This is a genomic window from Spongiibacter marinus, assembly GCF_016906995.1.
GTDB lineage: Bacteria > Pseudomonadota > Gammaproteobacteria > Pseudomonadales > Spongiibacteraceae > Spongiibacter > Spongiibacter marinus.
This window is the reverse complement of the sequence record NZ_JAFBBD010000006.1, coordinates 138,638-150,012: the sequence shown is the minus strand read 5'-3', so window position 1 is coordinate 150,012 and position 11,375 is coordinate 138,638. Positions and strand designations below refer to the sequence as shown.

The 11,375-nt window shown below is 55.3% G+C and carries 11 protein-coding genes and 1 tRNA gene; 3 read left to right on the top strand and 9 right to left on the bottom strand.

The features are described from left to right. Positions 1-88 precede the first annotated feature (88 nt). The 6 genes from acpP to HNR64_RS10790 all read right to left on the bottom strand — a co-directional run bounded on the left by acpP (position 89) and on the right by HNR64_RS10790 (position 4,003). Positions 89-325, bottom strand: coding sequence for an acyl carrier protein (gene acpP / locus HNR64_RS10815; RefSeq protein WP_022957235.1), 237 nt, complete (start codon positions 323-325; stop codon positions 89-91). Between the two features lie 198 nt (positions 326-523). Then, positions 524-1,261, bottom strand: a complete 738-nt coding sequence (fabG, locus tag HNR64_RS10810) for a 3-oxoacyl-ACP reductase FabG (RefSeq protein ID WP_027873800.1) — start codon at positions 1,259-1,261, stop codon at positions 524-526. Between the two features lie 15 nt (positions 1,262-1,276). Continuing rightward, the gene (gene fabD, locus HNR64_RS10805; RefSeq protein ID WP_204996482.1) at positions 1,277-2,215 is read right to left on the bottom strand and encodes an ACP S-malonyltransferase; all 939 of its coding nucleotides are present in this window, start codon (positions 2,213-2,215) and stop codon (positions 1,277-1,279) included. 56 nt (positions 2,216-2,271) lie between these two features. Continuing rightward, a complete protein-coding gene (plsX, locus tag HNR64_RS10800; protein WP_204996481.1) occupies positions 2,272-3,267 on the bottom strand; it encodes a phosphate acyltransferase PlsX in 996 nt (331 codons plus the stop codon). A 7-nt stretch (positions 3,268-3,274) separates the two neighbouring features. Next, the gene (gene rpmF / locus HNR64_RS10795) at positions 3,275-3,454 is read right to left on the bottom strand and encodes a 50S ribosomal protein L32 (RefSeq protein WP_022957239.1); all 180 of its coding nucleotides are present in this window, start codon (positions 3,452-3,454) and stop codon (positions 3,275-3,277) included. Positions 3,455-3,475: 21 nt separating this feature from the next. Next, complete coding sequence (locus HNR64_RS10790; protein WP_204996480.1) at positions 3,476-4,003, bottom strand: YceD family protein; 528 nt, start codon at positions 4,001-4,003, stop codon at positions 3,476-3,478. A 182-nt stretch (positions 4,004-4,185) separates the two neighbouring features. Between HNR64_RS10790 and HNR64_RS10785 the strand changes: the two genes are divergently transcribed. Beyond that, the gene (locus HNR64_RS10785; RefSeq protein ID WP_204996479.1) at positions 4,186-4,773 is read left to right on the top strand and encodes a Maf family protein; all 588 of its coding nucleotides are present in this window, start codon (positions 4,186-4,188) and stop codon (positions 4,771-4,773) included. 24 nt (positions 4,774-4,797) lie between these two features. On the opposite strand, the gene HNR64_RS10780 is transcribed toward HNR64_RS10785, so the two are convergent. Both HNR64_RS10780 and rluC read right to left on the bottom strand, forming a co-directional pair. After that, a complete protein-coding gene (locus tag HNR64_RS10780; RefSeq protein WP_204996478.1) occupies positions 4,798-5,436 on the bottom strand; it encodes an HAD family hydrolase in 639 nt (212 codons plus the stop codon). Between the two features lie 5 nt (positions 5,437-5,441). Further along, positions 5,442-6,389, bottom strand: coding sequence for a 23S rRNA pseudouridine(955/2504/2580) synthase RluC (gene rluC / locus HNR64_RS10775; protein ID WP_204996477.1), 948 nt, complete (start codon positions 6,387-6,389; stop codon positions 5,442-5,444). A 522-nt stretch (positions 6,390-6,911) separates the two neighbouring features. On the opposite strand from rluC, the gene rne reads away from it, so the two are divergent. Continuing rightward, a complete protein-coding gene (gene rne, locus HNR64_RS10770; RefSeq protein WP_204996476.1) occupies positions 6,912-9,788 on the top strand; it encodes a ribonuclease E in 2,877 nt (958 codons plus the stop codon). A gap of 140 nt (positions 9,789-9,928) precedes the next feature. Then, a tRNA-Ser gene (locus tag HNR64_RS10765) sits at positions 9,929-10,016 on the top strand. Positions 10,017-10,151: 135 nt separating this feature from the next. On the opposite strand, the gene HNR64_RS10760 is transcribed toward HNR64_RS10765, so the two are convergent. Further along, the gene (locus HNR64_RS10760; protein ID WP_022957245.1) at positions 10,152-11,330 is read right to left on the bottom strand and encodes an Arm DNA-binding domain-containing protein; all 1,179 of its coding nucleotides are present in this window, start codon (positions 11,328-11,330) and stop codon (positions 10,152-10,154) included. Positions 11,331-11,375: the final 45 nt, after the last annotated feature.

Sequence of the window (11,375 nt, the reverse complement as noted above, 5' to 3'; positions counted from 1 at the left end):
CAAACTTTATCTTCAGACATAAAAAAAGCCGCTCTATGTTCATAGAAACGGCTTTTTCCTTGCGGGAATTCCCGCCTGTGCAGAAAACTTACTGCAGATTTTCTTTGATGTAATCGATGGCCAGCTTCACAGTTGTGATCTTCTCGGCTTCTTCATCGGGAATTTCAGTTTCAAATTCCTCTTCAAGGGCCATTACTAGCTCAACGGTATCCAGAGAATCTGCGCCCAGATCTTCTACAAAAGAGGCAGACTCCTGCACGTCGTCTTCCTTAACACCGAGTTGCTCTGCCACAATTTTCTTGACGCGTTCTTCAATGCTACTCATGGTCCTAAATGACTCCTAATTAATTTTTAAAGTTTGGAGCGCCTGACTCACCCTAGGGCAACTCAGTCGTTCACCGAAAATAGTGATGCGTACGGCCCAGCACTTGGACGCTAATTCTACATCGACTACCGACGCTTGTGCATAGCTAAAACAGAAAAATTCGACATTTCTAGAAAGAAAGCCCTATTTTTCAAATGTTTACGCCATATACATGCCGCCATTTACATGAATTGTCTCACCCGTAATGTAAGCCCCGGCATCACTCGCCAAAAACGCGACAACGGCCGCAATTTCCTCGGGCTGCCCCAGGCGCTGCAGAGGAATTTGCCCCGCGAGGGATTCACGCTGCTCCTCGGGCAATTTCTTCGTCATGTCCGTATCAATAAACCCCGGCGCTACGCTGTTCACCGTGATTCCACGAGAACCAATCTCCCGGGCAAGCGCTCGAGTAAAGCCGTCCATTCCGGCCTTTGCCGCGGCATAATTGGCCTGACCAGCATTGCCCATTGAGCCCACAACAGAGCTGATATTGATAATTCGCCCCCAGCGCGCTTTAGTCATGCCGCGCAGGCTGGCTTTTGCAATGCGATAAAGAGAGTTGAGGTTAGTGTCGATGACATCGAACCACTCCTCTTCTTTCATTCGCATCATAATATTGTCTTTGGTAATACCGGCGTTATTCACCAGTACGGTAGGCGCACCGTATTGCTCACCAATGGCCTTAAGCACGGCGTCCACTGACTGTGATGACGCAACATCCAATACCATTCCGCAGCCCGTCACGCCCTGCTCAGCGAAGCCTGCAGATATTGACTCTGCACCTGACTCCGATGTAGCCGTGCCAACGACGGTGTAACCTGCCTCGCCTAGTGCCAGAGCGATTGCCCGCCCAATACCGCGACTTGCTCCGGTCACCAATGCAACTTTATCACTCATACAACGACTTCCTTATTATTCGGCGACCGCAGCCAATGCGGCCTCTAGGGTTTCTGGACTCTCCAGGTTCAAGCACTGCAGCGATTTCTGAATTCGCTTATTCAAGCCACTCAGCACCTTGCCCGGCCCGCACTCTACCGTCATTTCGATCCCAGAGTCGGTCATTGTCTGCACACAGGACACCCATTTGACCGCACTGTATATCTGCTGAGTCAGCAATTCCTTGATCTGAGCCGGGTTTGCTTCAGTTTGTGCGTGAACATTGTGCACCACGGGAATGACAGGCGCGTTAATCGTCAATTCTGCCAAGGCTTGGGCTAGCTTTTCACCCGCTGGGCGCATCAATGAGGTATGGAAAGGAGCGCTCACCGGCAGCAACATCGCGCGCTTGGCACCGGCGTCTTTCAGCGCACCCAGCGCCGCTTCCACAGCCTGGGTATGTCCCGCCACAACCACCTGTCCAGGCGAGTTGTAATTCACGGCCTCAACAACGCCGTCAGTTGCCGCACAAATCTCTTCAATTTTCGCGTCATCCAACCCCAGCACAGCCGCCATAGCGCCCTCACCCACCGGCACGGCAGTCTGCATATATTGACCACGCGCACGAACCAGTCGCACGGCGTCAGCAAAGTCGATTGCACCGGCACAGACCAGCGCAGAGAACTCACCCAGGCTGTGCCCGGCCATCATCGCCGGGCGCAGGCCACCCTGTGCTAACCACAGGCGCCACACCGCCACACTAGCGGTAAGCAACACGGGCTGTGTCGTCTCGGTCAGATTCAGCTGAGCTTGCTCACCTTCTTGAACCAACGCCCACATATCGTAATCCAGGGCGTCAGAGGCCTCGGCAAAGGTGTTCTTCACCTCGGGAAAGGCTGCCGCTAAATCGGCAAGCATGCCGACTTTCTGCGAACCTTGTCCGGGAAAAACGAATGCTAACTTCTTTGCTTCCATCAGTTGTACATCCTTTGTTATCTATTCACTTATTGATTTTTAAATGGCGCATCGCACTACAAATGCTCGGCGATGCGCGCTGGTAGATCCTGGCCGACTGCCCTAGCGGCTTGCTGGATTGCCGCTAGAAAACCTTTTTCATCAGAGCTGCCATGACTTTTCACAACCACCCCCTTCAGCCCGAGCAGTACAGCGCCGTTGTAATGACGCGGGTCGTGCCGCTTTTGAAAACGCTTTAGCACAGGCAACAACAATAAACCGACCAAGCGCCCGAGAAGGGTTTCGCGCAGCTGAGCACGCAGTGTTCGATTGATAAATGACGCCGTACCTTCACTCACCTTCAAGGCGATATTGCCAACAAAGCCATCGCAAACCACCACATCGACCTCACTGCCAAAAATATCCCCGCCTTCAACGAAGCCCACGTAGTTAAGCCGTGGTTCCGCGTTCAACAGCGCCGCCGTGTCTTGCATCAGTGCGGTCCCCTTTATCAGCTCCTCACCAATGTTCAATAAACCAACGCGCGGCTGGGCATTGCCATCCACAACGCTGCACAAAGCACTCCCCATCACTGCGTACTGGCGAAGTTCTTCAGCACTGCACTCGACATTTGCGCCGAGATCCAACATGAAGGTGTGATGGTGGTCGGAGGGGATTGGGGCGCAGATCGCGGGCCGGCGAATGCCGTCCATGCGCTGGACAATAATGCAGCTCATTGCCACGAGTGCGCCGGTGTTTCCGGCGCTAAGCACCGCGGACACCTGACCATCACGAAGCAGCTCTAAAGCGATCGCCATGGACGACTGGCGTTTTGTTCGAAGTGCTGACGCAGGTTTATCATCCATCAGCACCACATCCGGCGCATGGATTATTGATAAGCGGTCGAGGGGCGCTCTGGAATCAGCCAGGGCAGCACGAATAGCGGGCTCGTCGCCTACTAGCGTGATATGAAGTTCTGAATTCTCGTTCAGTGCGAGAACGGAGGCGGGAATCGTAGAGCGGAGACCGAAGTCTCCGCCCATTGCATCAACGGCTAGCCGCAGTGATGCCACGCAAATGTTAGTCGTCTTTACCAGCGACTACTTTACGGCCACGGAAGAAACCGTCAGCGGTAACGTTATGGCGCAGATGCTTTTCACCGCTAGTCTGGTCTACTGACAGCGCTGCGCTAGACAGTGCATCGTGTGAACGACGCATGCCGCGACGAGAACGGGTCTTCTTGCTTTTCTGAACAGCCATGGCTCAACAATTCCTCTTCACTTAATCTTGGGGTTTTAATGACCCCAGTACAGAAAAAGGCGACTCGCCCTTCTCTTCAATTCCGGCGCCTTCCGGCGCGGGATAGTCAGTTGGCGCGGTGGTTTTGCACTCGTCTATATCGTGGTAGCTAACGAAAGGCGTGCTGATAATCAGCTCGTCTTGCAATAACTCATCGAGCGCCAGTAGCTCTTCACCCAAAATCACCGGATCCAATGACTTCGGCAAAGCTTTGGCCTGCTCCTCGGTCCACACTAGAGCGAGAGCGAATTCCGCCGCAATTTCAATGGGCATGGCCTGTAAACAGCGCTCGCAGCTCACTTCGACTGCAGCACGAGCCTTCCCATCCACTCGGTAAAACCCCTGTTCATCTCGATACAGCTTGATATCGGCCAGTACTTCGCCGTTATCAGAAGCCAGTCCCGCCGCAAAACGGGGTAACTCGCTTACGCTGATCTTCGCGCAAATTTCCGCAGCGCTGATGCAGAGTTTCCTCGCATCCAGCTGCTTAGGCAGGGGCTGTCTTTGCATAAGCGCGCAATCATAGGGATTTGACCGGGCGATGTCAAAGCAAAAAGCCGTATTTTTAGGCGCTTACGCCGCCTTTTCGCCCACACAAGAACCGCGGGCAAGCCACTGCCCTCAAGCCCCTGCAAATTGGCGGCAGGGATTCTGCTAAACTGCCTGAAACTTCTGACCGGACCCCGCATTAAATGGCCAGCCCCACCAGGATCGTACTCGCCTCTAGCTCGCGCTACCGCCAGCAATTAATCAGCCAACTCGGCATACAAGCCGAGTGTCACGCTCCGAATATCGACGAAACACCATTAAATACGGAAAAGCCCGCAGAGACCGCACTGCGCCTAGCGCGGCAGAAAGCCGCCCACGTGGCCACTCAGCACAAAGACGCCCTAGTTATTGGCAGTGATCAAGTTGCAGACCTCGACGGCATCGCGCTGGGCAAGCCCGGCGACCGGGACCGAACCATTGAGCAGCTTCAAGCGTGCTCCGGCAAAACGCTGCACTTCCACACCGGCCTATGCCTGATTAACAGTCAAAGCGGCCGCCAGCAGAACTGCGTAGAAACATTTACCGTCTATTTTCGCCCCTTGACCACCGACCAGATCACTCGCTACGTGGACAAAGAGCCCGCGTTCGACTGCGCCGGCGGCTTCAAAATGGAGGGCTTGGGCATTAGTTTATTTGAGCGCCTGAGCGGCGACGACCCCAATACCCTGATTGGCTTACCGCTCATACGCTTGGTGGATTTTCTGACCAAAGAGGGCTACGACCTCCCCTAGGCAACCCTGCCGCGCGAGCATAACTTAGCGCGGCAGCGCCGCATCCAGATGATCGAAATGGTCAATAATGGCGCGAGGCCCCCACCGCTTTAGGCGATCAGGATGATGCACGCCGTAACTAACACCTATCGACGGCATACCAAAGCGATGAGCCATCTCCAGGTCGTACTCCGTATCGCCGACCATGACCGCGTCATGCGGCGCGACACTCAGGGCCTCACACAATTCACGCAACATCAACGGATCTGGCTTTGACGCCGTTTCATCGGCGCAGCGACTGGCAGTAAACAGCGCGGCCTCCGGCAAGTGCGAGAATACCCGGTTCAAGCCCTTGCGACTTTTGCCCGTTGCCACGCACAACTGATGGCCCGCCGCGTGCAAGCGCCGCAAACCACGCTCAACCCCGTCAAAATACGAGCATGGCTGGCAATCAGCCTCCACAAAACGCCGTGCGTAGGCATCGCGAATCTCGGTGACACCCTCTGGAGACTTCGAAGGAAAAAGAATTGCAATCGCGCGACTCAATTCCAAGCCAATAATATCGCGCACCTCCGCCGGGCTCGGCGGCGCCACGCCACAGTCGGCAGCGGCCTGGCGCATGCACGCCACGATCTTGTCAGATGAATCGAGCAGCGTCCCATCCCAGTCAAAAATAATAAGCATGACGGCTAGTTACCCTCGCTTTCTAGAACTTTTTGTAGGTCACTTGGCAGAGGCGCTTCCACCGAGACCTTCCTTTCACCCAAAGTGAAAGACAACGAATGGGCATGCAGAAATAAACGCTTTAAGCCCTTTTCCCGAAAACGCTGATTCGCGGCGTCGTCCCCATATTTATCGTCGCCAAGGATCGGGTGGCCGGCGTACTGGCAGTGAACGCGAATTTGATGGGTGCGCCCGGTAATTGGTCTGGCCTCCACCAAGCTTGCACCCTCAATACGCTTGAGCAGCCGATATTCGGTGAGCGAGGCCTTTCCCTCAATACCTGCACGAACCATCCTTTCACCGGACTGCAGCACATTTTTCTGCAGTCGTACATTCACCTGGTTTTTGCGCACAGGCCAACTCCCGCCCACCAGCGCAAGATAACGCTTATCGACTGCATGTTTTTTCTGAAGAAGTTGATGCAATTCCTTAAGAACACTTCTTTTTTTCGAAACCATGACACAGCCTGAGGTGTCGCGATCAAGGCGGTGAACCAACTCCAAATGCCGACACTCCGGGTATATTTGGCGCAGAGATTCAATCAGGCCCATCGACACTCCACTGCCGCCATGCACCGCCAATCCCGAGGGTTTATTGACTATCATCAAGCCCTCATCTTCGTAGATCACCGCATCGCGGATCCGCGTCGCCAGCGAAGTCGACACAGGCACCGTCTCGCGTTGCGCCAACCGAACAGGCGGAATGCGTAACACATCCCCCGCCATGAGCTTGTATGCCGGCTTAACCCGCGATTTATTCACTCGCACTTCGCCACGGCGCAAAATGTTATAAATCTTAGACTTAGGAACACCTTTTAACTCTCTCATTAAAAAGTTATCCAGCCTCTGCCCGGCAAAATCGTCAGTCACGGTGACAAACCGCACTGCGGGATTAACTAATCCGTCTGAACTCACTCAAAACCTCGGTAAATCATTGAGACAACTACTGAATACTGCTATATTCCAACGCGTAGCCGTTGGGCCCGGTTCCCGCCACAGCAGGGCTGTGTTGCAAGGGAAAACCGCCAACCGTCTACAGAGGCAGATATCGCCATAGGGAATTTGGCAGCGCCTCACCACGTGAACAAACAGTGTACCGGCGGCATTTTAGCGTAGTGCCGGTACATAAAACATTGTGCTGCCGAGATTTGCCGGCACCGTAGATGTGATAGAACTCTGTAAAAGCGACGTACGAATAGACGTTACCGATATTTGGCGCGTATACCCTGCGCCTACCGTATTAGACGAACGACGACCAGCGCGTGAACAATCGCGCCGAGAAAAGCGCGGCAACAAACGACCATGCCGCACACAATGAGAACGCTGGCCGAAAACGGCCCCGGCGCCCATAAGGCCCAATCGACTCATTGCAACGCTTATAGATGCTCAATCACGTGAGCGGCCCGACAGATCCCGGCTTTTGGGATTTGATAGCTCATGAAAAGAATGCTTATTAACGCAACTCAGCCAGAAGAGTTGCGTGTTGCCCTCGTAGACGGGCAACGCCTTTACGACCTGGATATCGAGAACCGTACCCGCGTCCAGAAAAAAGCCAACGTATACAAGGGTAAAATTACCCGCGTTGAACCCAGCCTGGAAGCCGCTTTTGTCGACTTCGGCGCCGAACGCCACGGTTTTCTTCCCCTTAAAGAAATCTCCAAAGAATATTTCTACCGCAACCCCTCTGACGTTTCCGGCCGTGCGAAAATCAAGGACCTTGTAAAAGAAGGCACCGAAGTTATCGTTCAGGTTGAAAAAGAGGAGCGCGGCAACAAAGGCGCTGCACTCACAACCTTTATTAGTCTCGCCGGCCGCTACATGGTACTGATGCCTAACAATCCCCGTGCCGGCGGCATTTCTCGTCGCATTGAGGGAGAGGAGCGCGCCGCTTTGCGCGATGCGCTGAACAGCATCAACATCCCAGACAGCATGGGCGTCATTGTTCGCACAGCGGGCATCGGCCGCAGCTCGGAAGAACTGCAGTGGGATTTAGACTACCTTCTTCACCTGTGGTCAGCGATTCAGCAAGCCGGTGAAGAGCGCAAGGCTCCGGTGCTTATCCTTCAGGAAAGCAACGTTATTATCCGCGCAATTCGCGACTATTTGCGCGACGATATCGACCAGGTCTTGATCGATTCCGAGGAATCCTACAACGAAGCGATGCACTTCGTTGAACAGGTGATGCCGCACTTTAAAAACAAGGTGCGCTACTACCAAGACCAGGTTCCCCTATTCAACCGCTACCAGATAGAGTCCCAGATTGAATCGGCCTTCCAGCGCGAGGTTCAACTCCCCAGCGGCGGCTCTATCGTTATCGACCCAACAGAGGCACTCGTCTCCATCGATATCAACTCTGCCAGAGCAACCAAGGGCGGCGATATCGAGGAAACAGCACTGCAAACCAACCTTGAAGCTGCTGATGAGATTGCCCGCCAGTTACGGCTGCGTGATATCGGTGGTCTGATCGTTGTCGATTTTATCGACATGATGGCAGCCAAAAACCAACGCGAAGTGGAAAACCGGGTTCGGGATGCCATGGCAACCGACCGCGCCCGCATCCAAACCGGGCGAATCTCGCGCTTTGGCCTGCTTGAAATGTCTCGCCAACGCCTCCGCCCCTCTCTGGGCGAGACCAGCGCCAAAGTCTGCCCCCGCTGTAGCGGCCAGGGCACTATTCGCGACACCAAATCCCTCGCCCTGTCGATTCTTCGCCTCGTTGAAGAGGAAGCGAATAAAGAGAAAAGCGCCGAAATTCGCGCCATTGTTCCCGTCAATGTTGGCTCATATCTGCTGAACGAAAAGCGCACGGCAATACACGACATCGAACAGCGCAGTAACGTGCGTGTGGTAGTGATCCCCGCCCCACACCTGGACACGCCACATTTCGAGGTAGCCCGCCTGCGCGAGAGCGACATCGACGGCGATGCCGAGGTCAGCTACAAAATTGCCGCTGAAGCGGAAAGTGAAGACGAGCAAATCAAGGCCCCACAAGCGCCGGCCGCCGCACCCGCTGCTGTGGTTCGCACCCTGGCGCCCAAAACACCGGCACCAGCACCCTCGCCGGCAAGCGACAAACCCGCCGACAATAAGCCTGCTGAGCAAAAGGCGGATGAGGAAGGCTTTTTCAGCAAGCTGGGTAAAAGTATCGCCGCCTTCTTTAAAGGCGAAGAGCCTGAACCCGAGCCCACTCCTGAACCACGCCGCGCCAACAATCGCAACCGCAACAACAACCGCGGCGGTCAGAACCGCAACAACAACCGCGGTGGCCAGAACCGCAACCGCAATCGTCGCCCCAACGACCAGCGCAATCGCAACAACCAAGGTGGTGACAGCGACACAGCGAAAGCGAACAGCGAACGCGGCGGCAACAAGCAAAACCGCGATAAGCGCAATGACGAGCGCGGTGACAATCGCAGCGATAGCCGCAACAACAACCGCAATCGCAACCGTAATCGCAATGATCGCGACAATACGGCGGCGAACAAAGGCAATGACAAGCCCAGCAACGACACGCGCAAGCCGGAAAACGATCAGGCCGACAGCGATAACAAGGGCAATGAGTCAAACAATCGCCCGCGTCGCCGCGGCAACCGCCGCCCTCGCGGCCCCCAGGAACGTAAACGCAGTGCCGCACCCGTAGATGCTTTGCCGGAAGAAGCACGCAACAGTATTGTTGCTGAGGAGACTGCAGAGGATGCGAAGGTAAACACTGAAGCGGCTCCGACGACAGAGGCGCCCATCACAGCGACTGAGGCTCCCGCACCCCGCAGCGAGGAAACGCCGAACCAAGCTACTGCGCCCACTGCCCCGGCTGCAGACGTGAAGGACACCGTCAGCAACGACTCAATGGAGGTAGAGGCAACTGAAAACGCCGTTACTGAAAACGAGCCGGCGCCAGCCAAGCGTAATGAAGAGGCCGAATCGACAGCGACGGAAGACAGCGCAACCGAAGCCGTGGTAGCGGACACTGAAGCGACACCACCGTCCGATACGCCGGCGCAGGACGTCGAACCAGCCGCTGAGGCACCGGCTGAGCCGTCAGCACCGGATACGGCGGCTGAAACAACATCAGAGCCCGAAGCGCCGATTGCAGCGAGCGAGCCTAATGCCGCGCCGTCACCCGCCGCTCCCAGCAGCGTTGCCAAGCCGCAAGGTAGAGCCGCCAACGATCCGCGCGTTGCACCCAGCCCAGTTGGCACTGTGGATATCACCACGGCGCAACCGCAAGCGCCAGTGCTAGACGCCAGTGTTATGGCGCAACCTAACCCGGATCGTCCGAAGCTGCCAAGAGCGGCCAACGACCCCCGGAACTAAGTTTGACAATATCTCACCTAAGCCCGGCAAATGCCGGGCTTTTTTTGCCTAATTTTTAGCCACACCCATCTGATTTATAAGTCTTTTTTAGAAATACGCTTGTTTCAGAAACAAACCTAGGTATAATCTCGGGCTTCTCCGGAGGGGTGGCTGAGTGGTCGAAAGCACCGGTCTTGAAAACCGGCGACGGGCGACCGTCCCAGGGTTCGAATCCCTGCCCCTCCGCCATTTAAACCCGCGTCATACGGGGCTTTCCGAGACTGGCAGTTTGGAATGGGACGATTTTGGGACCGTTCTGGGACTGACGAAGTGGGAAGGCAGGCCGAATTACCGGCCTTTTCTGCTTGTGAATCCGGGGCTTTGTTATTCTTCTTGCCCAGTAAACCCCAACTTGGCGTTGGCCAGTTGCGAGAAGTTGATCGGCTGGTCTTCCTGAATGAATTTGCCGTAGTGCTTCCGGATCATGGCTTCGGATGTGTGGCCTACCTGCGCAATAATCCAGTTGATGGGCATGCCCACCGTTAGCATCTGGCTAATGAAGGTGTGGCGGCACTGGCTTGGCCCCCGGTAGCGAACCCCTGCCGCCTCCAGGTGATTGGTCCACCAATATTCCCGATAACTCTTAATGTGGATGAACGGCTCGCCGGTACCGGTGCTTACCCATACCGGCCGGAATTTCACTTTGCGGATAGTGCGGTTATCCCTGTCGGTCATCTCAACCGTGATCGGCTCCAGGTCGCCGGTAATCGCCTTCTGCCGGCGCAACGCGTCAACAGCCGGCTTCAACAGTTCCACCGTGCGCTTTGAACGCCGCGTCTTGGTCGCCTTGTACTGCCCTTCAACCACGCCCATTTCATACCGGGCAATACCGGCGTCGAGGTCGATATAATCCCAGCTCATCGCAATCAGCTCTGCGGTGCGCGGGCCGGACCACAGCCAAAACTCCGTCATGTTGCGCTCAGATTCACGCTCAGTGGGCGTATTGAGAATCAGGTTAATTTCCCGGCGCGTGAACACATCCGGATCTTCAGAGTCAGGCAACGCCACCCGGATTGGCTTTGTGGGATTGTAGTGAACGCGGTGGCGGGTGCCGTAAAGGTCAAACACCTGAGACATTATCTGCAGAATCTCTTTGATGCTTTTGCTGGCAAGCGAGTCAAGGGACGCGCTGATCCACTTCTCGATGTCGATGGTGTCGATATCCTCCACCAGCCTATGGCCCCATTGCGGGCGAATATAGCCTCTTCCCCAGCGCTGGTAATTCTCCAGCGTCAGCGCCGCCACCTTGCGCGCTTTGATCTCATAGAAAATATCCAGGTAGTGGCCGAAGGTGTTTTGCTTCAACCGCGGCGAATTGGGAAATCGGCTGGCATAGTCAAAAATGCCCTGCCGAATCTCATGCTTAATGGTGGCCACCAGGCCCTCAGCATACGCCTTGTTTTGATCCGTGGGCGGCAGGTTCAATGGCTCCCGGCACTTATCCCCCTTGTAGTAAAAATAGACCCGCAGCATCCCACCGTGGACTTCCCAACCCTTAGCCATTTACTATCGCCCTACTTTCAAAAAGGTCTGCAGGCTCTTCCAGAC